Below are 25,154 nucleotides of genomic sequence, written 5' to 3'. Positions count from 1 at the left end.
GAGAGTACAGATCCGTCCCAGTGGTCCTCGATCACCATTCCGACGCTGTTGATGTAAGGCGCAAACACATGGGAGCCGATGCCCACCACGATGACGGCTCTCGCCGACGCCCTGCCCACAGCTCGCCGAGCTATCTGGCCCGGCGAGTCGCACCTCGCGACTACGACGGCCCCCGACCTGATGGCGAGCGCTCTGCACGAGTTCTTCAGCGAGGCACCGGCGTAGTGCGACCGGCAGCATCACGATCTGGCCTGCCGCCTGGACCGATCCCAGCGTCAATTGCACGCATGCTTCGTCACCAGAGGAAGCCTTGCTTCGAACACCAGCTGCCCCAGCACGCCGATGCATACACCCGGGTCTGACCTTTCAAGCCTGGGCCACTGTTTCGACCGGCCCCGTCCGCCCTGGGCTGAAGCATCAGCGGTACGTGCCCGTGGGCGAGGGTCGCCGCTACCTCGGACGTCTGCAGTGGGCGATCATGGCGCGACGACAACGTTCGCGAGTGGTTCGCCGGCGGCGTGCCGCCGGACCTGGTTGACCAACAAGCGGCGAGCCCGGGGTGACAACGCAGCGGTCAGGCCGCCGACGTGCGGGCTGATAAGGACATTCGGCGCGGACCACAGCGGGTGACCAGCGGGCAGCGGCTCGGGCTCTGTAACGTCCAAGGCGGCGTGCATCCGGCCTTTGCTGAGTTCGGTGAGCAGCGCGTCGGTGTCCACCACTCGGCCCCTTGACACGTTTACCAGCAGGGCCCCGTCGGCCATCTTGGCTAGGAAGTCCGAGTTCACCATGCCTTCGGTTTCCGGGGTTAGCGGTGCGGAAAGGATGACGACGTCCGCGTGCGGCAGCATGTCCGCGATCTCCGAGATCGGCCGGACCCCGGGGCGGGCAGTCCGGGCCACCCGGCTGACGGCTACCTCGAACCCGGCGAGCCGGCGTTCGATCGCGGCTCCGATCGAGCCGTAGCCGACGATGAGAACCCGGGCGTCAGCTAGTCCACGCGACCAGTACGGGTCCCAGCGGCCCTCGTCGCCCGCCCGAACGAGTTGCGGCAGTCCGCGCCGGGCGGCGAGCGTAAGCGCCACGGCGAGTTCGGCGGTAGCCGCATCGTGAACGCCCCGGCCGTTGGCCAGGGTCAGACCAGGCCGCAGGAATGGCAGGACGTGGTCGTAACCAGCGGTCACTGTCTGCACGACGTTGAGCCGAGGCATCTGAGTGATCGGCTCACACAGGCGCGGATCGATGATCCCGTACGGCACCGCGTACAACTCGACGTCGTCCAGGTTCTCCGGGAGGGGTTGCGTGCCGTCGTAAAGCCCGACGTCAAGATCGCTGAGGTCGGCCACGGCGTCGGGGTGAGGCAGCAGGTAACGCATGCCGATCATCATGCCTCGGCGGACAGTCGGATGTCCGGGAGCACAGCGGCCGACATCCGTTCATCGGCACGAACGTGCGCAGGATCACTGAGCCGGGTCACGCGAACGGTTGCAACAGCCCTGCGATCGACGCGCATGCCCGATGGCACGTCTTACAACTCCTAACTCTTTGAGTATTGGAGGCGGCGCCAGCAGGTGATGGCGCAGGCAAGGGTGAGGAAGGCTTCGTGGATGTCGTCGCGGATCTCCCAGCGGATGCGCAGGCGGCGGAACCGGTGCAGCAGGGCGATGGTCTGCTCGACGACCCAGCGTCGGGTGCCGAGGCCGGAGCCGTGGGCAACTCCGCGTCGGGCGATGACGGGCGATGCCGCGCGTCCGTAGCTCGCGACGGTACTTGTTGAAGTCGTAGCCGCGATCTGCATAGGTCCGGTCGGGCCGCTGCCGGGGCCTGCCGCGGATGCCCGTTGATCCGGGGGACCTTGTCGACCAGGGGCAGCAGTTGGGTGACGTCGTGGCGGTTGCCGCCGGTCAGGCTCGCGGCAAGGGGGATGCCGCCCGCGTCAGTGATGACGTGGTGTTTCGAGCCTGCCAAGGGCTCCGCCGGCGGTCGGCCACCCGCATTCGACCTCGAGGTCTACCGGCAGCGCCACGCCGTGGAGTGCGGCATCAACCGCCTCAAACGCCACCGAGGGCTGGCCACCCGATACGAGAAGCTGGCCGTCCGCTAAGAAGCCACCATCCACGTCACCGTGATCAACGAGTGGCTACACACTTCGAGACACCGCCTAGGTGAGCGCGTGCACCAGTGCGGTCGCCGATCCGGCCAGGAGGGCCATGCCCGTGCCGGCACCGACGACGGCGCTGGGGGTCAGGTCGTACCGTCGGGCGACGGCTACGCTGACGAGCGCGACCAGGGGAACGATCACGGCCCAGATCGCGAGGGCCGGATAGCCCAGAAGTGGCGCTAGAGGGATGAAGTGCAAGCCGACGACCAGGGCGATCCAGACCGGGACCAGGGATGTGCGGCCGGTCTGCTGGAGCCAGATCGCGCCGACGGCACAGAGGATCACCTCGATCAGGACGATCACGCCGAAGACCGGCCCCGTCGTCTCGTCCACGGAGTTGCCCTCGTCCCAGGTGCGTGCGGTGACGATGCCGCCGATGATCGCTGCGGCCAGGGACAACACCGAGCCGATGCCGAGCCACGGACGCCACGACTTGGGCGGTGCCTCCTGCGCCCAGCCGAACCAGACAATCCCGAAGACTCCGAAGATCGCGGTGGTGGCTGCGGCGTTGGCGGCAAACTCAGCATCCATCGGGGCAGTCTAGGGGCAGATGAGCGTCGCTCCGGACGGTGTGAGGTGTACCAAGGATTGTGGACATGTCCTGCGAGTTACGAGGATGAGTCCATGTCCGAGCAGCGTCGTCTTCAGCCCGTAGAGGGCCTGACCAGCGGCCCGGCACCCGTTGGCGACCGAGGCGGACAGCGTTCTGCGCTACAGTCCGCGAGGTGACGATCGTCGCGGCCGACGACCGAACTGACGTGGCGGCAGACGCGCCGCCGCCGGCCAACTCCGGCCTCGCTTCGCGGAAATGCACGGGCAGGTCGCCGCTCTCGGCGGCATGCTGACGTCAGGCCCAGCCGGGGCTGCCGTGCCGGCGACGACAACGAAGCAGGGACGAGCTGGCAGTCACCGCTTTACCCACCGACGATCAGCATCGGGTAGCTGGTCGAGCTTCGGCAGGGCGGGGACGCAGCGGTGAGGAGGCGGTGATGGTCGGGGAGGTCACGCACGGCGGTGCGGGTGGAGACGCCGGCAGGGGCGAGGTGTCGACCCCGAGCCTGATCGGCCGTGACGACGAGTTGGCTCGGCTGAGTCGGGTTCTCACGACCACCCCGGCGCTGGTGCTTGTCGAGGGTGAGGCCGGCGTCGGGAAGACGCGCCTGCTGGACGAGTTTCTCTCGTCGTCCGCCAGTGCCGCGCACTCCACGCTGTCGGCGGTCTGTCCGCCGCTCCGGGAACCCTGCACGTTGGGGCCGATCGTCGACGCGGTCCTCGGTGCCGGCGTCGGCACGCTGGCGGATCTGCGCCTCAGCGGACTGGCGGGGGCCTTGCGGCCGTTGTTCCCCGAGTGGGCCGCGGACCTCCCGCCGGCCCTCGAACCCGCCGAGGACGCGAGCGTGTCGCGGCACCGGGTGCTCCGGGCCCTCGCCGAACTGCTCGACAGACTCGGTGTGAACCTGCTCGTCGTCGACGATGCGCAGTGGTCCGACGACGCGACCCGGGAATTCCTGCTGTTCTTGGCGGACAGAGACGGTCAGGGCCCCAGCCTGGTGGTGGCCTACCGCCCGGAGGATCTGGTCGGTGACCCTTGGCTGCTGCGCCTGTCGGGACGGCTACGGCCGCACCGGGCGCGGCTCCGGCTCGTGCTTGACCCACTCGACCAGTCTGAGACGGCGGCGCTCGCCTCATCGATGCTGGCGGGCCAGCACGTCTCCGACGAGTTTGCTCAGCACCTGCACGCCCGCACCGAGGGAGTGCCGCTCGCCGTGGAGGAACTGGTGCGGTTGATGGCTCGCCGCGGCGACCTTGTCCGCCGTGGCCAGAGCTGGAAGCGACTGGCGCTGGACCAGATCGTGGTGCCACCGACGGTGCGGGACACCGTGCTCGAACATGCCAGCCGCCTCAGCGCGTGCGCCCAAGCGGTGCTGCGTGCTGCCGCCGTCGCCGCCGACCCCATCGCCGAGCGACTGCTGCTGTCGATCAGCACGCTCGCACCGACGGACTTCAACGCCGGCCTCGCCGAAGCCGCCGCCCACCGCCTGTTGCACCAGCGCGACGGCCGGCGGGTGTCCTTCCGCCACGTGCTGGCAGGTCGGGCGATCTACGACGCCGTTGCGGAGCCGGAGCGACGCGTGCTGCACGAGCGAGCCGGACACGTGCTGGAATCGGTCGTGCCTAGGGCGTGTCCTGCCGATCTTGTAGGGGTTGGTCGTTGACGATGTGTCGGTGGTGCGTCGTGGTGAGTTGACCGATGAGGCGTGGGCGGTGATCGCGCCGCTGCTACCGGAGCCGGGCGGTGCTCGTGGGCGGTGGCGAGATCACCGGCAGGTCATCAACGGGATTTTGTGGAAGCTGCGCACGGGTGCGCCGTGGCGTGACCTGCCCGAACGTTTCGGGCCGTGGAAGACCTGCCATGAGCGGCTGCGTCGGTGGAGCGCCGACGGGACATGGGATCGGATCCTCGCGGCGGCGCAGGTGCACGACGACGGCACACCGGTGCAGTGGACGATCAGCATCGACTCGTCGATCGTGCGGGCGCATCAGCATGCCGCTGGCGCCCGCAAAAAGGGGGCTCCCCGACAAGTCCGGCGACGCCTGGTGCGCAAGATGGCGAGGCCATCGGCCGATCACGCGGAGGACTGAGCACGAAAATCCACCTCGCAGTCGACGGACGCGGCCGGCCGTTGTCGATCCTGCTCACCCCGGGCCAGGCCGGCGACAACCCCCAGCTCCTCGCCCTGCTCGACGCGATCCGCGTCAACCAGCCCGGACCGGGCCGGCCCCGCAAACGTCCGGACGTGCTGATCGCGGACAAGGGCTACGCCCATGACTCCACCCGTCGAGCCCTGCGCCAACGCGGGATCCGGCACGTCATCCCCGAACGCAGCGACCAGATCGCCCGCCGCGCCGCCAAGGGCAGCACCGGCGGGCGACCACCCGCCTTCGACAAGGCGACCTACCGCAAACGCAACGTCGTGGAACGCTGCTTCAACCGACTCAAGCAATGGCGTGACCTGGCCACCCGCTACGCCAAACGCGCATCCCTCTACCGAGCCAGCCTGATCCTCATCGCCGCCATCATCTGGCTTCCATGATCGACAGGACAGGCCCTAGTCCCTAACCCCACCCGCGCTGCCTGCCGCGCGGTCGGCACTGGCTCGATCAACGCCCACCGCCCATCCGACAAGTCCGACCGATACCGTGCCGCTTCACAAACCGCGCCGTGATCAATGAGCCATTTTCATCGTGACGGCGCAGGTCACGGGCGGTGTGGGAGGCCGGTGTCCAGGTAGGACGAGGCTCCCGGTAAGACAGCAATCGACCAAGATCAGATGCCCCAACCGGGAGCCTCGCTGTGCTGTCTTACCCTGCCGCGATTCCGTTGTCCACCCGCAGCCTGAACCACCTCGCCGCCCTCATCCGAACCCGCCGCCAGCAGCAACGGTCTCGGTGGCGACGCCTCGACCCCGGCCGGCAAGCCCTGCTCGCCCTGGCCCACCTGCGCAACGGCGACACCTACACCCGCCTGGCCGCCGGATTCGACATCGGCGTCACGACCGCCTGGCGTTATGTCCACGAGGCCATCGACCTGCTCGCCGCGACCGCCGACGACCTGGCCACGGCCATGACCAGGATCCGTCTGCTCGCCTACGCAATCCTCGACGGCACCCTGATCCCGATCGACCGGGTCGCCAACCAGAAGCCGTACTACTCCGGAAAACACAAGCGTCACGGCGTGAACGTGCAGGTCATCGCCGACGCGGCCGGGCGTCTCGTCTGGGCCTCGGCCGCGCTGCCCGCCTCGACGCACGACCTGACCGCCGCCCGCACCCACGGCATCATCGACGCCCTGGCCAGCACCGACGTGATGACCTTCGCGGACAAGGGCTATCAAGGCGCCCCCGGCAGCGTGCGCACCCCGTTCAAGCGGCGCCGCTTCCGGCCGAAGCTGTCACGCCGGCAGAAGGCCGTCAACCGAGCGCACGCGAAGATCCGCGCCCGCGGCGAACGCGCGATCGCCACCCTCAAGACCTGGAAAATCCTGGTCAAGCTGCGCTGCTGCCCACGCCGAGCGACCGCGATCGTGCAGGCCATCCTCGTCCTGCACCGCGTCGAAGCCGACCGCCACGCAGGATGAAAATGGCTCAGTGGTCAGCGGAGGCCGCTGAGGACAACCGCGACGAGGCGGCGAAGGTCGCTCGGGTTTAGCTCGACCGCGACCCTAGGGACGACACGCCTAACACGCCTAAGCTGTCCGGGCGCTTGGACTTCGAGCCTCGCGCCAAGTCCAAGAAGCTCCACGCATGGCAAACGCCGGGACCGTCGAGACTCGCCCGCCTGTGCGAGGGTCACGGTACGCGATCTATGAGACGTGCAGGGCCCGGCCCGTAGGCGGTCAGACGTGGCGGAGGTTCAACCTTGGCCCCCATTTACCCCCCCCCCCCCCCCCCCCCCGAAAACCCGAGCCAGATGTTGGCGAAGAGTGACAAGGGACGGTGAAGGGCTAGCGATGTCGTTGCAGCTCAGCGACCACGTTAGGCAAGTGATAACCAGCCCGCTTTGGCTACTTACCGTTACAAGGAGTTTTGACAACCAATGACAAGTCCTGAGGGGACTCGACAAGAGGTTGTCTTGGGTCCGAGTCCCTCGTTCCTCTGAGCGGCTGGTGCTATTTGAGCGTCGCAGAAAGTGTACCGCCGTTTCATGGCAGTCTCGATAGGTAGCGGATGGCGATCAAGGCTCAGGGCAGGATGGCATGGGCCTCGGTGAGGAAGCGGTGGCGGTCGTCGCCGTGGGCGAACGCTGCGTTGTAGACGGCGTCGATCGCGGCGGCCAGCGGGTCGACGTTGGCCAGCGCGGTCAGGGCGGGGAACGCGGCGGCCTGCTGGAGCATCTCGGTGACAGCCTGTGAGCCGAACGCGGTCGGGCTCGGCCGCAGCGGGATGGTGGTGCGGGGTACCTCCGGGTCGGACAGCAGCCGCCGGTACGCGGCGGCACCACGCTGCTCGGTGAAGGCGGGGGGCAGTGGGCGGCCGTCCTCGGCGGCGGCGAGAGCGTCGGCGATCCAGCCGAGTTGCTCCAGGCCGGCCACCCGAATCGCGCGGCGGGCTGCCCAGCAGGCCACCTGCCGCTGGCGCTCGGAGGGCAGCGCGTCGATCCGGTCGAGCAGCCGACGGTCGAGGCGCGCCAAGGGCTGGGCCTGGCCGCGCAGTTCGCGGACACGCCTCGACGGCGGAGGACCTCCCCACCGCTCGGCTTCCTGTTCGGCCCGGAACCGGCGGAGCTCCTCCGTCCGTGCGGTCGCCTCGGCGGCCCGCTCCCGCAGAGTCTCGACCCACGGGTACGTCCCGGTGCCGTCGAGCAGGTGGTCCCAGATCAGGCCGAGGGCGGCGGCGTGCCGGCCCCGCACTCCCTCGTGCCGCAGCGTTACGCCGTCCGTGCCGGTCGTCAGCCGTACCGTGGTGGGCTCGTCGTCGGGCAGGGTGGTCAGCGGTTCGGGGAAGATCGGCGCGTCGGCCGTCTCCCATGACCACCGGAGACTTTCTGCGTCGATCCGCCCCAGGCGCACCTGCAGGTCACCGACGGGCAGCACAACCACCGGCAGGCCGACCGGTGCGGGCCGGTGGCGCACCACCGTCACCCGGGCGAGACCAGTGTCGTCCTCGTACGGGTCAGGCGGCAGCGGCGGCAGGATCGCCGGCCGGGTGGACGGGCGGGGAACAAGGGACAGCATCGCCCACTCGGCGGCCTTCTCCGGTTTTTGCTCCCAGCCGCGACGCTCGGGGCCGGCCAGCACGGTGCGCCACGGTGTCTCCTCGCGCGCCGCCCAGACGTGCAGTTCGTGTTGCTCGGGCGGGTCGTCGTCGGTGCGTACCGTTTCATGCAGGCGGTGACGGGCGTGCACCCGTATTCGGATCAGCCCGCGTGGGACGGCGACGTCGACGATGGTCTCCGTGACGCCGCCCATCAGGCCGATGACCGACAACCGGCCGCTGGGGCTCCACAGGGTCGCCTCGCTGATCGCGTCCCAACCGGCGTCGATCTGCGTCGGGGGCTCCGGCAGCACCCGCAGACGTGCCTCGATCGGCCCCGTGTGGATGCCGCAGAAGCCGGTGAGCCGGCTCGGCCCGCCCACCTGAAGGAGGGTGTCGCCGATGGTGTGGATGCCCAGGCCGGTCGCGCCGGGCACGGTGGTCACCTCGTACTGGCAGTAGCTGACGTCAAGTCGCGCCCAGTCGGTCATGCGGCGAGCTGCCGCAGCACGGTGGGGTCGGTGATCGTGTCGTCGGCGGCGAGCATGATCGCCTTGGACAGGATCGTCGACAGCATCGGGTCGTCCTCGAACGGCAGGTGTAGCCGTCCGGTGCCGCCGCGTGCGGGGACGATGCACAGGTAGGCGTCGTGGGGCTCCATCATGATGTTGCCCGAGCCGAGGTGGATCCGGTAACTCCGCAGGTTCCCGCGTACGTGCAGGTATCGGTCCGCGAGGGTGACCCGGTCGGCGATGGCCATGCGGGGGAGCAGCCGGGCCAGGGCGTCGCGACGTACCTGCGCCGACGGGTTCAGCGCGCCGACCGCAGTGCGGTGCCAGTAGTCCCGGAACCGGTCCTCGCCGCGGTCGGCCCACTGCGGGTCGGTGGCGATCGAGGTGACGCCGACGAACAGGTCCACGTCCCGCATCGCCTCGGTGAACACCAGCGGCGGTACGTCCGCGACCGGTGCGGGTTGCCAGGTCGCGCCGTCGGATCGGGCGAAGCGCACCTGGTCGGTCGAGCAGTAGTGGACGTCGTAGTCGCGCGGGTCGTCGGTGTCGACGAGTTGGTGGTGGAAGGACGCCCGCCACGCACCACCGCCGAAGAGCTTGGTGGCTTCGCTGTCGTACCCGCCGTCCCACGTGCCGAGGTAGCCGGCCTGCCAGCCGCGGGCGCGCATGAGCGCGTTCGCCTGGCGGTAGCGCAGGATGTGCGCGGCGAACCGGTTGGAGTAGGAGCCGGTCCGCTCCTCGGCCGGCGTGAGCAGGTAGACCTCACGGAATGCCTGCTTGAACGGCTGCGTCAGGCCGGTGGCGAGCACCCGTTCCCGCCAGGCGAGGGTCTCGTCCACCGAGGCGTGGATGGGATGCCACAGCCGGACCCGCTCACCACGCGCCGGTCGCCCGTCGAGACCGGCGAGCGTCCACCCGTCGCCGTCCTCGTGGGGCAGGCCCGCCGACCAGTCGCGCCCGTCGGTGCTGGTCTCCCAGAGCAGCCGCCGCCCGTACGTCCCGGTTATCGGGTGGTCGAGGAAGCGGGACACCCAGTCCGGGTACGCCCAGACGCGGTCCTCGGACAGCAGCGCCTCCACCCGCTGCCGCTCGGCGGTCAGCGTCGCGCTGATGCCCTTCACCATGTCACGTAGCTGCTTCAGCTCGTCGGCGTGCGTCTCCTTGAGCACGGCCGGGACGCCCTTCAGCCCAACGCCGCCGCGAGCAAAGGTCAGACGGGCCTTCTCGCCCACGACCCGCACCGTCGCCTCGTAAGGGCCGACCTCGGTCAGTCGGCTGCCGGTGGAGTCGAGCCCGTGGTCGTCGACGGCGAGCTCCATCACCTCGCTGAGCGACCACCCCCGCGACGCGCCGAGGCGCGCCAGCGCGGACTGCACCCGGGCGCGCACCGCCTTGTTCTTCACGGTCGCCGCGAGCCGGGCCAGGGTCCGCACCGGTGCCTCACCGTCGCGCCCGGCGAGCAGCTGTACGGCCGCGATCGCGGTGCGCTGGGCATGGGGGAAACCGGACGCCTGGCGGGGCGCGGCCGAGGCGGTGGCGGTGACCCGGGCCAGCAGGTCCGTCGCCGCTTCGTCCGACTCTCGCGACAGCGCCCACACCAGGCCACGCAGGAAGCGGTCCGAGTCTTCGTGCACGCGGCGACGGTGCGCGGTGAACGCCTCCAGGACCGCGGACCGCCTTCGCGCCGTCGGCCGCGGTCGTGAGCCGTTCGTCGAGGACGCGCAACCACTTCGCCGGTGGCGCCGGCTTGTCGAGCGAGGCGCAGTGCGCCAGCAACTCGGGCACGCCCGGCGCGGCGAGGACGTCACCCATGCCGGCGCGTACGAGGGGACCGAACTCGTCGCCGTGGTGCAGCAACCAGGACGGCACGCGGCGACCGGTGGCACGGTCGAGCGCCTCTCCGATCAGCATGGCGACGCGCCGACGTGGCCCGGCTGCCATGAAGTAGTCCTCGGCGATCTCGTCGAACAGGGCCGAGAGCGCCGGCGCCAGATCCGCCAGGTCCGCGGGAGCCAGACGCACGGCGATCATCGCCGGCAACTCCAGGTGGGCGCCGTTGTCGTAGCCGTGCCCCTGGCCGGCAACCTCCAGACTCCACAGGAGATCCGCCCGGGTCCAGTCGTGCACGCCGTCGGCGAGGCTCCGCACGACGTCGTTCAGCGCGGACGGGATCGAGCTGGTGGTCGCCTGCAGGTGCACGGCGAGCGCGGCACGGCGGCGAAGTTCACCCGGCCACGCCTTGGTGGCCGCCCATTCCGGCGTGCGGGTCACCGACGTCGCCCAGAAGTAGGTGTCCATCGGACGGAGCAGCGGCCGAACGTGGACGTCGGCTTCGGCGATTCCGGTTTCCACCCGCCGGCGATCCGGGGCGCTCAGCGCGGGAAGCAGGCGCGTCCAGTCACCCATCTCAGCCACCTACCAGGGGGACGAGTCGCACGAAGGCCACCTCGGGGTCCGCAAGCAGGTCGATCTCCTCGTCGAGATCCTCGACCTGGCGATCACCCACCAACAGCACGAAGCCGTTGCGGGCGAAGGCGGCACACGCCGCGTCCGCCTGACGCTTCCAGTCCAGCCGCCGTCCCCGACCGACCCGATAGCCGTTCAACGTCGCCTCCGCGTTGGTCGGCCGCACCAGACCCCGGAAGAGGTCGGCCTGGTCGGCGTTGAACCGCGCCACCTCCTCGCGCACGCGCAACCGGACCAGCTCCCGCGCGGAGATGCGCTCGGGCAGGCCTGCCAACGGCCACTGATCGATCGCCCTGCCCGTCGCTGTCTCGTCCCGAACCGTAACCGTGGCCATCGCGCCGTGCTCCTTGCCTTGAGGTGAGCGGCATCATGGCACGACAGTCCGACGGAACCGCTGCGGTCATCCGCCCGGGCAGCGGGTGTCACCGCCGCTGTGTTCCACGCAATGCCCCGGCGGGCCGGGCGTCGTCGCTGCCGGCAGCGTGCCTCTTTGAGGGCATGATGTGGCGGTGGTTACGGAGAAGGAGGCGAGAAGCACCGCGGCGGCGGTGCTGCAGGAGATGTCCTCGTTTCCGGACGTGCCGCCGCTTGCCATCGCTGACGTGGAGGAGCGCCCGGCCTTCTGGGTGTTCCACTACCAGTCGGTGCGGTACATCGAGACTGGATCCTTCCTCGACTCCGTCATGGGTAACGCGCCGGTCCTTGTGGACCGGAGAACGGGGCAGGCCCACCACACGGGTATGGCTCGATCGATCGACTACTACGTCGCTGAGCACACCAACGGCCGACACACCTGCGCACTCTGCGCCTCCCCGCAGCCGTAAGCCCGAGCCCTCTTTGGGAGCCACGCGTCGGAGCGGGGGATGCGCGATGTCTCGAAGGCGGGTCGATGGTGTGCTGGCGTGCCCGCGGCGACGTCCCGTAGGAGTAAGAGGCCGTTATCGGTGGGGAGCACGGTCTCTGCGACGGCGTCAACTTCGGCTACGACGACGACGCCCGAAGCACCGCAGCTGCCGGCGCCCGCGCCTGCTGCCGGCTCAAGCGTCGTCATCCCGCTCGGTGTAGCCGTGTGCGAGTAGTGCGGCTAGGAGTTGCGTGTTCCATGTCCGCTCATCGGCGTCGTGCCATCGGTGTTGCCGTGGGCACTGCCAGTTCGGTACCGGTTCTTCGGGGAGGAAGCATCCGCCGAGCGCAAGCTCGCCTGCGGCTGCAGCCTCTCTGGCTTCCGGCGCCGGGAGTCCGAAGAGCAGAGGGACGCCCGCGGCGTGGCAGTCGGGACAACTCGGAATCACCTCGTCACGGTACCGAGCCCACCTCATCTCGATCCTCGCAGCGTTCGCCTCCTTCGCCCCGTCCCGTGGGTTGTCGTCGATCTCTACAGTGTGGTTGCGGGCGTACGGCAGGGGAGGTGCGGCCATGGGCATCTGCGTCGTGTGCCGGGCGGATCAGCGCACGGTGGTGCTCATCAGCCGTTGGGGCGTTCCGCACGGTGCCTCGGGGCACGAGGTCAACTATCGCTGGAGCAGCGTGGTGGCCTGCCCGGAGTGTGGTGCTGGACTTCTGGTGCGCTTTGATCACGATTGCTTCCACCCGCCGTGGGAGGAGCCGTGGGACATGGACTGGACGTGGCCGGTCGACGTCGACGGGGTCCAGCGGCTGATGTCTGCCCTCGTCGGGTGTCCTGACCCGCTGCAGCCATCGTGCGAATGTCCCGCGCACCGCGGGTTACGGGATACCACCGAGAGACCGCCACCGCGTGAGGTCCCGGTGACGATCGTGTTGACCGAGGACGGGCTGCCGCAAGTCCGGTCGGTGCACGATCTATAAGGCTGGCAAGACCGGTGGATAGACGGTCAGACGTGGCGGACGTTGAACCTGGCCCCCGTTTACCCCCCGAAAACCCAAGCCAAATATCGGCGAAGAGTGATAAGAGTCGGTGAGGGCTCAGTGACGTCCTTGCAGCTCAGCGACCATTTCAGGCAAGTAATGACAAGCCCATTTCGGCTACTTTCCGTTACAAGGGGTCGTCGGTTCGAATCCGGCCGTCCCGACCGGTTGACCTGGGGAGATGAAGATCTTCTCCGGTAACGGCGGTAACATCCGGTAACGGATGATCTTTATTGGCGGTAACCGCGTGGACGGTTGGCCGGTCGGCGTGCGCGCTGTACAACGCTCTGACCTGCGGCTTCATCTGCATCCCGGATGAAGCCGCATTGTGGTCTCTTGATTCTGCGTCAAGCGCTGCAGACGTTGCCAGCTGTCGTTACGTCGGGCGGTTCGACGAGCCCTCGGTGCGCGACATAGTCGTCGGTTGCCCTGGTCCTGCTCCTGGTCCTGGTCTTCCTGGGGGACGGTTGCGCAGTCGAGCCCTGGCAATTCGGGCGCCCCAGCGGTCGGCGGCGCCCGTGTCACCCGTCCATGCCGGCGAGTCAGGGAAGCTCGGACGGGCCCGTGACAGCGCCGTGAAGGACACCGTCGCGTCTCGGTCCCCGTCGCTTCCGGCCGGTTCAGCGCAGCAGGACCGGTCCGGCGTCGATGCGGGTGCGGAACAGGGCGTACGGCTTGCGCCGCAGGTCCTGTCCCCGCTGGTACTTCGGCTGCCGGTGCAGCTGGTTGGCGGTGACGTAGAGGTGCCCGTCCGTGGCGACGGACATGGTGTCCGGCCAGAGCAGACGGGGATCGTGCACGACGGTCTCGTACTCTCCGTCCGGCCGGCGGCGCAGCACGGCGTTGTTCTCGTACGAGGTCAGGTAGAACCTGCCGGCGTCGTCGGTCTCCAGGCCGTCGGAGCCGCCGCCCTTGTCACCCTCGTCCGCCACCGTGGCGGCGACCAGGTCCTCGCTGAGGTCGCGGTCGGCGAGCGCGTCGGTGGCGACGCTGTACCAGCGGCGGGAGGCGAGGGGACAGTAGTGCAGCCGGGAGCCGTCGGCCGAGATGGCGATCCCGTCCGACCCCATCGACAGCGGCTTCGGCGGTCCGTCGGCTGGGCGTTCCAGGAACGGCCGTCCCTCGACGATGGGCCGGTAGGTGGACAGCGGCTCGGCCTTGGTGGACGGGTGGTCGTGCAGCCGCCGCCAGGACGCGCCGCTGGCCAGGTCGACCACGACGATACCGTTTGGCCCGGAGTCCGAGGAGTCGGTGAGGTAGGCGATCCCGGCGTCACCCCTGCGCAGGTCGAACCGCACGTCGTTGAGGTACGTCGAGGGCAGCGCGACGTCGGCCGGGAAGGTGATGACCTGGGCGACCGAGTTGCTGTCCAGGTCGACGCGGACCAGTTTGGGCCCGCCCGGCTTCGTGGGCCGGAACATTGGGCTGCCGGTGTCGACCACCCAGAGCCGGTCGGCCGGGTCCACCACGATGCTCTGCACCGACACGAATGCGCCGGCGTCGTCGTCCCGGGCGGGCTGGTTCCAGTCCTGGTCCGGGAAGGGCACCTCGCGGCCGTCGCGCAGCTCGACCACCGTGGCGGGCACGTCGTCGCCCCACTTGGGGAAGTTCACGAAGACCCGGCCGGTGTGCGAGACGCTCACCCCGGTGGGCATGGGCCCGGCGAAGGTGTGCACGAGTTCGAGGTCGCCGACGGGTTCGTCGGCTAGGGGCCCGTTCATCCGCTGCTCCTGACTGTCGGCGCGACGCCTTCTTCCCGAAGCCCTGAGCGGCAAACGCTTAGGTGCTGTCGGCCTGGAACGTGCTCAACGAAGTCACCGTTGCGCCCGTCGTACATGTGTCGGTCCGAACCACAGATGTTCGTCGTCGTGATGCGTACCAAGGCGTCCGTCGGTCGCTCGATCCTGGCGTCCGGCACCTCCTTGACGCTGACCGTCCGCGGCCCGTCGTACACGACTGCCTTCATTGACTGCCTCGCGTGAAGATTCCGCCCCTACCGCTCAAGATCGCCTGGCAGTCAAATTCTTGCAATCCGCTTCGCCCTCCACCTCATGATCCGCACTATTGGTTCGGTTGGAAGGAGCCGCTTATCGTGGGCGTCGGTGGGTAGCCACCCGGCCGTGAGCAGGCCAACCGACGACATCGGCACCCGGTCGGACACCAGCCGTGCCGTAGCGTTCAGTGACGCCGTCTTCGCCATCATCATCACGCTGCTCGTGCTGGATCTCCGGGTGCCGGACGTAGCGCCCGGTCGCCTGCTGTCGGGGCTACTGGAGCAGTGGCCGGGTTACCTCGCCTATCTCGCCTCGTACGCCTACGTGGCCATCGTCTGGCTGAACCACAAGGGCGCGTTCAATCGGGTCAAGGAGAGCGATCGGGGCCTGCACTGGGTGAACCTCTTCGTCTTGTTCACCATCGCGCTGCTGCCGTTCCCGACCGCCGTGGTCTCGGACGCGCTTCAGGAGCACGACCAGCAGGACCAACGCGTGGCCGTCGCCTTCTACGCGCTGATCGGCGCGCTGCTCTGCGCGAGCTGGCTGGCGTTCTTCCACTACCTGGCTCGGCGCGAAGACCTGCTCCGGGAGGAGGTGAGCGAGCGGCACTTCCCCGCCGAGCGGGTGCGGGCACTGGTCGGGGCCATTCTCTACGCCGCCGCAGGGCTCATTGGGTACCTGGTCGCACCACTCGCCGGCCTGGTGATTTTCGTCGTGCTGCCGGTGTTCTACGCCGTCACCAGCGCCGGTCTGTACCAGGTGCCTCTCACCCGCCGGATCGCGCATCGCCCCCCGCCCTCGGGGCGCTGACGGTCCGGCGACCGGCTACGCCGCTGCATGGCCTGCCGATCGTCGTGACCCGCCCGTTCCGCCAGGGGCCAGCAGATTTTGCGTTCCACGCCCGACAGCAGCCTTTCCACGAACTCCGCGGCGCTCCGCCGGCACGAACCGGCGTGCGACACGCGTCTCCGCCTCGTTCAGAATGACCCGCCACCGGGCGGGGTCCAGCCTGTGGCCCACGGGCACCGCACGATCTTCGGTCGTCTTGACAAACCATCGATGACAACGCGGTGGCCGTCCTCATGCCCATGCCGCGCCCAACGCCGAAGCCGGGTCACGTTGGAGTACTAGGCACCACGGTGGACGTCGATCAGCTTTGCGGCTGTTGCCCCTGCGGTTCTACCAGCCGCGCCGTGACCCGCCTCAGTGGCCGGCTGCTGTTGACGATCCTCTTCATCCGTTGCCACGCCACTCGGGCCGGAGATCCGCCCAGCACGCCACCCAGACCCCCACCGCCGTCGGCCGCCGCCCCGCGGTTCTGAGCCAGTTGCTGGGTGGTCTGTCCGAGCTGTTGACCGACCTGCTGGGTGGCCTGCTGCAGCGTCTGCGACAGCGGCCCGTTGGGCCCCAGCGCCTCCTGCGCTGTCTGCCCGACGTGGTCGAGCGTCTGCGCTAGCGGCCCCTGCGGCCCGAGCACCTGCTGAGTTGTCTGCCCGACCTGGTTCACGGCAGTGTCCACCGTCTTCACCAGCGACTCGATGATCTGCGGGTTGCGCTCGATGGTGCGGAGGGCGCTGTCGAGAATGCCGCGGACCTCTTCGAGCCGAACCTCGAGCATCGCTTCGGCCTCGATGCCCTTGATGTCGATCTTCACGGTGCCGAGATGCGCTTGAACGCCCACGTCGAGCTGGAGCAGGCTACCCAGCCGGGCTCGCAGTGAGACGGAGGCGTCCAGGTTGTCGACCTCGACGTAGATCTGTTCGACCCTGACCTGCGGGACCTGGAGCACGACGTCCGGGTCTGTCATCGTCTTGCTGCTGTGCCCGCCAGCCGGCTGGGGAAGGTCGTGCTCACCACGCTGCGGGGCGGCGGGGCGTCTGCCGGGCTCGGCACCCGTTGGTTTGCCGGCGGGACCGAGGTTCTGGCCCCGACCGGCGACGTCCGCGCCCTCCTCGGCATCGCGCTGCCGATCGACCTGCTCGCGCGGTGGCGCGGGCGACTCCCGTGCGCCCGTGTCCCGAATCTCCGGTTCGGCCATCCCGTACTCCTCGGGCCTCGCCTAGCATGCGGACCGGATGGAGCCCACCATCGGTATGGCTCCGACCCTCGGCCCACCCCCTCGGACCGGGTCGCGGTCTACCCGTGTGCCGACGCATCAAACGGCTCAGAGGTGCGCCGAGGAGACGGCGGGTCAGCTGCGCTGAGAGAAGTCCTACTCGTACGTGGCCGTCGTCTGGCTCACCCACAAGGCGGCCTTCAAGCGCATTCAGAAATCGATCGCGGCCTGCACTGGATGAACCTGTTCGTGCTGTTCACCAAGTCGCTGCTGCCGTTTTCGGCCATCGTCGTGTCGCACGCGCTGCAGGAGCACCACAACGGGCCCAGCGTGTAGCCATCGCCTTCCACCGCTGATCGTCGCGTTGCTGTGCGCGACTTGGCTGGCGTTTGGCCACGACCTGGCGCGGCACCCCCAACCTGCTGGAGGAACAGTCGGGGACGCGTTCTTCCCTGTGGAGCGGTTCCGGGCCCGCGCCGGGGTCGTTCCCGACTCGACGCCGATTTCGCCTGGCTCCCGGAGGTGGCTCGCAGGCTGGCCGACCCGCCGCCACTGACCGCCACCGTCAGCCCCGGCGCTCACCGCCCTGCACCGCCGGATCGCCGAGCGGATGGCGCCGACCTCGACCGGCGCCGTCCGATGAAACGGTCGGTGGCGCTACAACATCTCCAGCGGTTGCGGGCCGGCCGGCGGTGGGAATGCCGTGTCGAGTGCCGCTACGTCCTCCTCAGTCAGCTGCAGGTCGCGCGCTTCCGCGTTCTCCCGTGTGTGTTCCGGCTTGGACGATCGGGGAATGGCCGCGACCATCTCCTGCCGCAGCAGCCAGGCCAGCGCCACCTGAGCCGGCGTGGCCCCGTGCCGGGCGGCGACCTCCCCGACCTGGGGATGGCCGAGTAGTCGGCCCTGCTCGATGGGGGAGTACGCCATCACTGCGATCTGGTGCTCGCGTAGCCACGGCAGCAGGTCATGCTCGGGACCGCGGCGGGTGAGGTTGTACAGGATCTGGTTGGTCGCGCAGGAGTTCCCTCCCGCATCGAGTAGATCCGTCATGTCGGAAAGATCGAAGTTGCTTACGCCCCACTGCCCGATGTCACCGGCGTCGACGAGTTCGGCGAACGCCTCGATCGTCTCCGCGAGTGGATGCGCGCCGCGCCAGTGCAGCAGGTAGAGGTCGATGTGGTCGACGCCGAGTCGTTGCAGGCTGCGGCGGCAGGCCTGCACGGTTCCCCGTCGGCTGGCGTTGGACGGCAGCACCTTGTCGACCAGAAAGACCTCGGCGCGTCGTCCGATGATCGCCTCGCCGACGAGTTCCTCGGAAGCGCCGTCACCGTACATCTCCGCAGTGTCGATCATGGTCATCCCCAGGTCGAGCCCGGTGCGTAGGGCGGCGATTTCGTCCTGCCGCCTCGCGGGGCGCTCGCCCAGGTACCAGGTTCCCTGGCCGAGTACGGGCATGGTCTGGCCGGATGGCAGCTCGATCACGGCGGCAGCGAGGGGCATGGCGACCCTTCCGGGAGCCTGGGTACCAGTGGGTTGCCTGCGTTACCCACCACGACAGGGAGTACACCCCCTCGTAGCGTGACCTCTTCTCCGCGACGGCTCTCACTGTGCAGTGGGCGTCTAGCGGATTGTCCGCCCTCGAGCGGCCTCGGGCGGCCCCTTCGCCGATGCCCGCACCGTGGGGGTGACCGCGAGCAAGCGACGCACCCCCGACCGGTCGGCACGGCGAAACGGCACGTCACGTCACGTCCCGGTTCTTCGCCGTCGAACGGCTTCGGACGCTGCCCGGGGTCATGGCCCACGCCGGGACGGGTGTGGCTGATTGGCTGGTCAACGTGCCAGCGGTGTGGTCGTCCTGCTCCTGTTTCCGCTCGTACGGGCTGTCCCGCAACGGCTCCTCCGACTTGCGGCGCAGCTACGACATCGCTGATTCCGGCCCACTTCCCCCAGATCGGAGTGGCGGGCAGACCTGGGTGCTGACACTGAGAGGGGAGCGCCATGACAACGGTCGGAGAGGTCACGACGACCCCGGGTCGCTAAGTGGACGGCGACATGCCCGGCTACAAGTGAGGAGCACGGATGATCCACAGCGAGCGGCACCGACCGGAGATCGTCGTCGGACTGGTGGCGACCCCGCCGGATTACCCGGCCCGGGTGGCCGCGCGGCTCACCGCCGAGCTGACCGGCCGGCTCTCCGAGCGGGTGGACGCCGGCGTGCGGTGGACCGTCCGGGAAGGCTGGGGTGAGGTGGCGCCGCGCCGCGACGGCGGCGTTGAGGCGCTGCTCGACGATGTTGCCCAGCGGCGTACCGACGACCGGTGGGACGTCGCAATCTGCCTGACCGACCTGCCGCTGCACGCCGAGCGGGTGCCGCTGGTGGCGCAGACCTCCGCGCGTCGCCGAGTCGCGGTGGTGTCGCTGCCTGCGCTGGGACTTGGGCAGTTGCGAGCGGCCCGCGCGGCCGTTCCGGATCTGGTGAGCCGACTACTCACCGACGCTTCCGACCAGCGGGTGACGCCGGCCGGCTGGGCACCGGCCGAGATGGCAAGCCGGGTTACCGCCATCCACAAGGTCGTCGGCGAGACCGACGCCGGGGAACTGCGCTACGTCGACTCGCGGCTGACCGGCCGGGTGCGGCTGTTGACCGGGATGGTCAAGGCCAACCGCCCGGGGCGTGCCCTGCTGGGCCTGTCCAAGCTGCTGGTCGGCGCGTTCGGCACGGCCGCGTTCGCGCTCACCACGAACACCGTCTGGCAGATGGGCGATGCGCTCGGCGGACTCCGGCTCGCCGTGATCATGCTACTCGGGCTGACCGCGTTGGTGGCCTGGCTGATCATCGCCCACGACCTGTGGGAGAAACCAGGCCGCGAGACACCGCCTGAGCTGGCCCGGATGTTCAACCTGGGTACGATCTGCACCCTTACGCTGGCCACGGCGGTGTCCTACCTGGTGCTGTTCGCGGGAACAGTGCTCGTCGGGGCGCTGCTGATCGACACGTCCGTGCTGGAACAGACCTTGCAGCGACCGGTCGATGTCACCGACTACTTGACGCTTGCCTGGATCACCAGTTCGCTGGCCACCGTCGGTGGCGCGATCGGCTCCGGGCTGGAGGACGAGGAAACGGTGCGGGCTGCCGCTTACGGCTACCACCCGGAACCCGGCGGCTGGCGGGATGAGACGGACGGATGACCCACTGCGCGCGGGGGTGAGCGGGCGCATGCCCCGAGTCGCGACGTCACACAGGTGGGGCGTGACGGGGCGGGCATGTCGGCGACCGCAGGCTGCTGCGGAAGCGACTCGGCGGCCCACCACACGGGGGGCATCCGGTCTGCGTGGTCGGAGCCAGTCCCGATGTCCGCAGGCTGGTTACCGTCACGATGAGTGCCCGCACGGGCGGCCCGGGCCAGCCATACGATTTCCGTGCAGCGATCGATTGGCGGGTTCAGGTGGTACTCGGGGGGTATTCCGGCCCCGCTAGTTCGGGCTCCGGTTCGCCGTGGACCGGAATGCTCGGCCAGGTGCGATCGGACACGGAGGTTACCCGTGACTCAACTGGCGAATCGAGAGGCAGCGAGGGCAAGGCAGGACGAGGCGCAGCAGCGGGGGCGGAGGCTCGGCTGGATGAGTCTGGGTCTGGGCGTGGCACAACTGGCGGCGCCGGAGACGGTGCGCCGGATCAGCGGCGTGGACGACTCGGCGACGTCTCGGGCGGTGGCTCCGCTGGTCGGGGCGCGGGAACTGGTACACGCGGCCGGGCTCCTGACGAGCCGGCGCAAGAGCGTCTGGGTGTGGACCCGGGTCGTGGGTGACGCGATGGACCTGACCGCGCTCGGAATGGCCATCGCCCACCGTTGCGGGCGCCGCCGGCGGCGGCTCGTCGCTGTCACTGGCGCCATCGTCGGGATCACTGTGGTGGATCTGCTGACCGCTGTGCAGGCCACCCGGGCGAAGGAGATCGGCTCCGTGCCGGCGGTGCGAGGCGCACGCAGAGGAGGATCCATGGAGTTGACGGCCGCGACGACCGTTCGCAAGCCTCCATCGGAGGTCTATGCGTTCTGGCGCGATCTGGGTCACCTTCCGACGTTCATGGCTCATCTCGAGGAGGTTCGCGTCACCGGTGACCGTACGAGTCATTGGTTCGCCGCCGCTCCGTTCGGTAAGAGCGTCGAGTGGGACGCGGAGATCGTCGACGAGGTGGCCGGCGAGAAGATCGCGTGGCGGTCGACCGGGAACGCCGATGTGCCGAACGCCGGTACGGTCCGGTTCGTGCCCGCACCGGATGGTGTGAGCACCGAGGTGCAGGTCCTGCTGACCTACGACATGCCGGGTGGTGCGGTCGGCAAGGCGGTCGCCAAGTACTTCGGCGAGGAACCGCACCAGCAGCTCGACGACGACCTGCGCCGGCTCAAGCAGGTGCTGGAGACCGGCGAGGTGGTCCGCTCCGACGGCGCCCCCTGGGGCAAGCGGGCTCGCAAGGAGTTCCCGCAGCGTCCGGCGCAACCGCTGTCGGATTCCGAGCTCGCGAAGGGAGCGCACGCGTGAGGGCGAACACCTGGGCGGGCCGCAACAAGGTCAAGGTCCGTGACGTGCCGGACCCGAAGATCCTGAACAACCGCGACGCGATCGTAAAGATCACCTCCACCGCGATCTGCGGCTCGGACCTGCACCTGGTGGACGGATATGTGCCCACGATGCAGGACGGCGACGTCATGGGCCACGAGTTCATGGGCGAGGTGATCGAGGTCGGCTCAGGAGTGCCCGCGGACAAGCTACGGGTCGGCGACCGGGTCGTCGTGCCGTTCCCGATCGCCTGCGGCGCCTGCGGCGCGTGCGCCGCCGAGCTCTACTCCTGCTGTGAGAACTCCAATCCCAACGCCGGGATCTCGGAGAAGATGTTCGGTCACCCGGTCGCCGGGATGTTCGGCTATTCCCGTCTGACGGGCGGCTTCGCCGGAGGTCAGGCACAGTATGCGCGGGTGCCGTTCGCCGACGTCGGTCCGCTGAAGATCGAGTCCGATCTGACCGACGAGCAGGCGCTGTTCCTCTCCGACATCCTGCCGACCGGCTACATGGGCGCGGACTTGTGCGACATCCAGTCCACCGACGTGGTAGCGGTGTGGGGCGCAGGCCCGGTCGGGCAGTTCGCCATGGACAGTGCCCGGGTGCTCGGCGCCGCGACGGTCATCGCCATCGACAAGGAGCCGTACCGGCTGCAGATGGCGGAACGGGCGGGCCACAAGACGATCAATTTCGACGAGGTCGATGTGCGGTCCCGGCTGCTGGAACTGACCGGCGGGCGGGGACCGGACAAGTGCATCGACGCGGTCGGCATGGAGGCCAGCCACGGCAGCGCGCACGTCCACGCCTACGACCGGGTCAAGCAGGCGGTCCGCTCCGAGACCGAGCGCCCCCACGCGCTGCGGCAGGCGATCCTGTCGTGCCGCAGCGGTGGGATCGTGTCGGTGATCGGCGTGTACGGCGGCTTCCTCGACAAGTTCCCGGTCGGCGCGTGGATGAACCGCTCGCTGACCCTGCGTACGGGGCAATGCCACGTGCAGCGCTACATGAAGCCGTTGCTGCAGCGCATCGAGCGCGGCGAGATCGATCCGACCCGGGTCATCACCCACACCCTGCCGCTCGACGAGGCCGAACGCGGCTTCGAGATCTTCAAGAACAAGCAGGACCACTGCGAGAAGGTCGTCCTCAAACCCTGACAAGCACCCGCATTCGGCCACCACGGTGGCCGAATGCGGGGTCGGTCGGAGTCTGCCGATCGATGGGAGAAGCTGCCGACAGTCGCGCGACGCAGGAGCCCGGCCGAACTTCCTGGCATGGGAAGCGCTTGACGATCCGCGGTAACGAACCCGGTAACTGAGAAGATCGCCACCTGCGGATGAGGCGGTACCAAGCGGGATGGGACAGCAATTCGGGCCGTCGTCTGTCGGGCTTCTAGGATGCTTCGACCTGTTCCGGTATGGCGTGACAGAATCGTTGTAAAACTGGGGGTCAAGGGGTCGTCGGTTCGAATCCGGCCGTCCCGACCGGTTGACCTGGGGAGATGGAGATCTTCCCAGGTAACGGCGGTAACATCCGGTAGCGAATGATCTTTGATGGCGGTAACCGTGCCGCGGGTTGAGGTCGTTCCCCTCGGCGTTCACCGGCTTTGGCCTGCGGCTCCGCGCCAATGCCGGATGGGCCGGCATGTTGCTTCCTTGATCTCGAATCAAGTGCCTAGGTGTCGGCAGCTGCCACGACGCCGGGTGAGTGGTGTAGAAGCTGGCCCTGTGCCTGCCGAGGTTTCCATCCAGGCAGGTCAAGCGGCATGTCCGTACTCATGGAGGATGCCACCGACCGGTTACGTCGGTGGATGTGCAAGGTGGGCGAGCGTCCGGGGCGATGATCGGTTCGGGCAGCGGAGCGAGTGGCCGGGCGTTGGCGCGGTCCGTCCCGGCGGCGACGGCAGAACTCGGCTCACCTATGCGGGATTACCCGCCGATATCAGCCATGTCGTTCCGCACTGGAGCCGGCCCCTCAGGTTGATGACGTGCGGGTCGTTGCCCGGGTCAGCCAGGATGTGCTTGTGAACGACGAGCGGGCCCCGTCGTGGTCACACAGCGATGTGGGGCAGGGTCGCCCTGCCCGCCTTGAGCTCTAGGTGGGAGCCGGTGAAGGCAGCCCGCATGCGCCGGTCGTGGGTGACGATGACGAGTGAACCCTCGTAATCGGTCAGAGCATTCTGCAAGTCGTCCATCAGGTCTGGGGACAGGTGGTTGGTGGGTTCGTCCAGGAGCAGCAGATCGGCCGGTTCGCTGACCATGCGGGCGAGTTCGAGCCTGCGACGCAGTCCGGGAGAGAGAGCTTTGACCGGCGAGGCGAGATGGGTGGCGCGGAGCAGTCCCAGCGCGAGTAGCGCATCGGCGTGTTCGGCTGGATCTCCCGGTCGCCCTGCCGCGAACGCTTCCAGGACCGTGCCTGAGTTGTACACCATGCCGTTCTGCTGACGCAGGTGACCCACGCGGGGAGCCTGGCGGACTGTGCCGGTGTCGGGGGCGAGTTCGCCGGCCAAGACGCGCAGGAGCGTGGTCTTGCCCGCTCCGTTGGGTCCGGTCACCAGCAGGCGTGCTCCCGGTTGGATCCGCAGTGACTCGACGTACAGGCGCTCGCCGACACGCACGTCCGTCAGTTCCACGAGAGGGCCGGCGGTGCCGATGTCGGCAACGGTGACGTGGGCGGTGAACCGCAAAGGCGGCGGAGGCGGCGGAACTCGGTTCAGATGGAGCCGTTTCAGCCGTGCACGAGCGCCGCGGATCCTGCTCATCGCCCCGTGCGCCCGTGATCTGGCGCGAAACGCGCCCGCCCCGCTGAAGGCGGCCGGGGCCTTGCGCGGGATGGCGGCCAGCCGTTTCGCATGAGAATCAGCCAGCCCTTCCTGGCGGATCAACTCGGCGCGCCACTCCTGGTGCTCTCTCGCCCAGCGTGCCTTGGCCGCCGCCTTGGCCTCCAGGAATCCGGTGTAGCCGTTGCCGTAACGGTGAACAGTGGACAGATCGTGGTCTACCTCCAGGATGGTGGAGGTGACCCGCTCCAGGAAAAGCCGGTCGTGAGTGACCGCGATCAAGGTACCCCGGTGATTTCGCAGGTGGCTCTCCAGCCAGGCGGCGGCCTGGTCGTCGAGGTCATTGGTGGGTTCGTCGAGGAGCAGCACCTCGGGAGCTGCGGCCAGGGTCACGGCCAGCGCGAGCCGGGACCTCTGCCCGCCCGACAAGGTGCCGAGCAGGCGGTTGCGGTCCAGTCCGGGCAGGCCGAGTGCGTTCAGCATGATCTCGACCCGGGTGTCGGCCTGATATCCCTCGCGGGCTTCGAACCGGGCGACCAGTTCGCCGTAGAGGGCCAGCTCGACGGGCGTGGCCTCACCCAGGCCGAACTCGGCCTGCCGTATCCGGCGCTCCAGGTCGCGCAGGTCCGCCAGCGCGAGATCGACGGCGTCGCCGACGAGGGCCGTTCCGGGCAGGTCCAGGGTCTGGGCCAGATAGCCGACGCCACCGGGCGCCGCGACGGTGACGGAGCCGTTGTCGGGTCGGCTTCGTCCGGCGAGCAGGCGCAGCAGAGTGGATTTTCCGGACCCGTTGTCGCCGATCACACCGACCTTTTCGCCGGGCTTGACCGTGAGCGAGACCTCGTTCAGCACGATCCTGTCGTCATACCGCTTGGTGACGCCGGACAGGGCGAGTTGAGTGTCGGATGAGGGATGACCGATGCGCATGAGCGTCCTCCTGATGTCGGCGCGGTCGAGTGGACTGTCGCTGCCGGAGTTGGCGGTGCGGC

Annotated in this window: 21 protein-coding genes and 2 pseudogenes; 11 read left to right on the top strand and 12 right to left on the bottom strand. The window is 68.8% G+C overall.

What is annotated here, in order from left to right; translation table 11 throughout:
* Positions 1-78: 78 nt before the first annotated feature.
* A complete protein-coding gene (locus tag FHX31_RS18125; protein WP_170215199.1) occupies positions 79-225 on the top strand; it encodes an alpha/beta fold hydrolase family protein in 147 nt (48 codons plus the stop codon).
* 251 nt (positions 226-476) lie between these two features.
* Here the strand turns inward: FHX31_RS18125 and FHX31_RS18120 are convergent, their stop codons facing one another.
* Both FHX31_RS18120 and FHX31_RS18115 read right to left on the bottom strand, forming a co-directional pair.
* On the bottom strand, positions 477-1,376 hold the full coding sequence (locus FHX31_RS18120; RefSeq protein ID WP_084213228.1) for a 2-hydroxyacid dehydrogenase: 900 nt from the start codon (positions 1,374-1,376) through the stop codon (positions 477-479).
* A gap of 161 nt (positions 1,377-1,537) precedes the next feature.
* Positions 1,538-1,992 (bottom strand): annotated as a pseudogene (locus FHX31_RS18115) (IS5 family transposase); the annotation flags it as partial.
* Between FHX31_RS18115 and FHX31_RS18110 the strand changes: the two are divergent.
* Positions 1,964-2,104, top strand: a pseudogene (locus tag FHX31_RS18110) (IS5 family transposase); the annotation flags it as partial. The pseudogenes FHX31_RS18115 and FHX31_RS18110 overlap by 29 nt on opposite strands.
* Positions 2,105-2,161: 57 nt before the next feature.
* Here the strand turns inward: FHX31_RS18110 and FHX31_RS18105 are convergent.
* Positions 2,162-2,692: a hypothetical protein gene (locus FHX31_RS18105; RefSeq protein ID WP_184976845.1), complete on the bottom strand. Its 531-nt coding sequence runs from the start codon at positions 2,690-2,692 to the stop codon at positions 2,162-2,164.
* A gap of 458 nt (positions 2,693-3,150) precedes the next feature.
* Here FHX31_RS18105 and FHX31_RS18100 point away from each other — a divergent pair, with 458 nt between their 5' ends.
* The 3 genes from FHX31_RS18100 to FHX31_RS18090 all read left to right on the top strand — a co-directional run bounded on the left by FHX31_RS18100 (position 3,151) and on the right by FHX31_RS18090 (position 6,299).
* Entirely contained in the window at positions 3,151-4,377 is a 1,227-nt protein-coding gene (locus tag FHX31_RS18100; RefSeq protein WP_184976844.1) for an ATP-binding protein, read from the top strand.
* 13 nt (positions 4,378-4,390) lie between these two features.
* A protein-coding gene (locus tag FHX31_RS18095; protein ID WP_013474031.1) for an IS5 family transposase occupies positions 4,391-5,256 on the top strand; the annotation gives its coding sequence in 2 pieces (ribosomal slippage) (positions 4,391-4,724 and positions 4,724-5,256; 867 coding nt in all).
* Positions 5,257-5,516: 260 nt separating this feature from the next.
* Positions 5,517-6,299, top strand: coding sequence for a transposase family protein (locus FHX31_RS18090; protein ID WP_091331585.1), 783 nt, complete (start codon positions 5,517-5,519; stop codon positions 6,297-6,299).
* 603 nt (positions 6,300-6,902) lie between these two features.
* On the opposite strand, the gene FHX31_RS18085 is transcribed toward FHX31_RS18090, so the two are convergent.
* The 4 genes from FHX31_RS18085 to FHX31_RS18075 form a co-directional block, all read right to left on the bottom strand.
* Positions 6,903-8,405 (bottom strand): hypothetical protein, encoded by a 1,503-nt coding sequence (locus FHX31_RS18085; protein ID WP_151013924.1) that lies wholly within the window; start codon positions 8,403-8,405, stop codon positions 6,903-6,905.
* On the bottom strand, positions 8,402-9,745 hold the full coding sequence (locus tag FHX31_RS18080; protein WP_402881391.1) for a DUF4132 domain-containing protein: 1,344 nt from the start codon (positions 9,743-9,745) through the stop codon (positions 8,402-8,404). Before FHX31_RS18080 ends, FHX31_RS18085 begins: the two co-directional genes overlap by 4 nt.
* Positions 9,746-9,866: 121 nt before the next feature.
* Positions 9,867-10,832: a hypothetical protein gene (locus tag FHX31_RS32735; RefSeq protein WP_402881372.1), complete on the bottom strand. Its 966-nt coding sequence runs from the start codon at positions 10,830-10,832 to the stop codon at positions 9,867-9,869.
* A 1-nt stretch (position 10,833) separates the two neighbouring features.
* Complete coding sequence (locus FHX31_RS18075; RefSeq protein ID WP_184976842.1) at positions 10,834-11,226, bottom strand: hypothetical protein; 393 nt, start codon at positions 11,224-11,226, stop codon at positions 10,834-10,836.
* A 175-nt stretch (positions 11,227-11,401) separates the two neighbouring features.
* Between FHX31_RS18075 and FHX31_RS18070 the strand changes: the two genes are divergently transcribed.
* Positions 11,402-11,716 carry a YrhB domain-containing protein gene (locus FHX31_RS18070; RefSeq protein ID WP_184976841.1) on the top strand — a complete coding sequence of 105 codons (315 nt, stop codon included), beginning with the start codon at positions 11,402-11,404 and terminating at the stop codon, positions 11,714-11,716.
* A gap of 213 nt (positions 11,717-11,929) precedes the next feature.
* Here FHX31_RS18070 and FHX31_RS18065 read toward each other — a convergent pair whose 3' ends face one another.
* Complete coding sequence (locus FHX31_RS18065; RefSeq protein WP_402881376.1) at positions 11,930-12,310, bottom strand: hypothetical protein; 381 nt, start codon at positions 12,308-12,310, stop codon at positions 11,930-11,932.
* On the opposite strand from FHX31_RS18065, the gene FHX31_RS18060 reads away from it, so the two are divergent.
* On the top strand, positions 12,309-12,719 hold the full coding sequence (locus FHX31_RS18060) for a hypothetical protein (protein WP_184976840.1): 411 nt from the start codon (positions 12,309-12,311) through the stop codon (positions 12,717-12,719). The two genes, FHX31_RS18065 and FHX31_RS18060, sit on opposite strands and share 2 nt — an antisense overlap.
* A gap of 680 nt (positions 12,720-13,399) precedes the next feature.
* On the opposite strand, the gene FHX31_RS18055 is transcribed toward FHX31_RS18060, so the two are convergent.
* A complete protein-coding gene (locus tag FHX31_RS18055) occupies positions 13,400-14,500 on the bottom strand; it encodes an L-dopachrome tautomerase-related protein (RefSeq protein ID WP_184976839.1) in 1,101 nt (366 codons plus the stop codon).
* 399 nt (positions 14,501-14,899) lie between these two features.
* Here FHX31_RS18055 and FHX31_RS18045 point away from each other — a divergent pair, with 399 nt between their 5' ends.
* Complete coding sequence (locus FHX31_RS18045; protein ID WP_402881380.1) at positions 14,900-15,583, top strand: TMEM175 family protein; 684 nt, start codon at positions 14,900-14,902, stop codon at positions 15,581-15,583.
* Between the two features lie 340 nt (positions 15,584-15,923).
* Here FHX31_RS18045 and FHX31_RS18040 read toward each other — a convergent pair whose 3' ends face one another.
* A complete protein-coding gene (locus FHX31_RS18040) occupies positions 15,924-16,811 on the bottom strand; it encodes a hypothetical protein (RefSeq protein WP_184976837.1) in 888 nt (295 codons plus the stop codon).
* A gap of 675 nt (positions 16,812-17,486) precedes the next feature.
* Positions 17,487-18,311, bottom strand: coding sequence for an aldo/keto reductase (locus FHX31_RS18035; protein WP_402881383.1), 825 nt, complete (start codon positions 18,309-18,311; stop codon positions 17,487-17,489).
* Positions 18,312-18,908: 597 nt separating this feature from the next.
* Here FHX31_RS18035 and FHX31_RS18030 point away from each other — a divergent pair.
* The 3 genes from FHX31_RS18030 (at position 18,909) to FHX31_RS18020 (ending at position 22,543) form a co-directional block, all read left to right on the top strand.
* Positions 18,909-20,018: a hypothetical protein gene (locus FHX31_RS18030; RefSeq protein WP_184976835.1), complete on the top strand. Its 1,110-nt coding sequence runs from the start codon at positions 18,909-18,911 to the stop codon at positions 20,016-20,018.
* 432 nt (positions 20,019-20,450) lie between these two features.
* The gene (locus FHX31_RS32730) at positions 20,451-21,371 is read left to right on the top strand and encodes an SRPBCC family protein (RefSeq protein WP_184976834.1); all 921 of its coding nucleotides are present in this window, start codon (positions 20,451-20,453) and stop codon (positions 21,369-21,371) included.
* Positions 21,368-22,543, top strand: a complete 1,176-nt coding sequence (locus FHX31_RS18020) for a zinc-dependent alcohol dehydrogenase (RefSeq protein WP_184976833.1) — start codon at positions 21,368-21,370, stop codon at positions 22,541-22,543. The genes FHX31_RS32730 and FHX31_RS18020 overlap by 4 nt, the downstream gene beginning before the upstream one ends.
* Before the next feature lie 893 nt (positions 22,544-23,436).
* Here the strand turns inward: FHX31_RS18020 and abc-f are convergent.
* Positions 23,437-25,092 (bottom strand): ribosomal protection-like ABC-F family protein, encoded by a 1,656-nt coding sequence (gene abc-f, locus FHX31_RS18015; protein WP_184976832.1) that lies wholly within the window; start codon positions 25,090-25,092, stop codon positions 23,437-23,439.
* Positions 25,093-25,154: the final 62 nt, after the last annotated feature.

This window comes from Micromonospora sp. CNZ286, assembly GCF_014207755.1.
The sequence above is the reverse complement of the archived record's forward strand: the minus strand, read 5'-3'. Positions and strand labels throughout refer to the sequence as shown.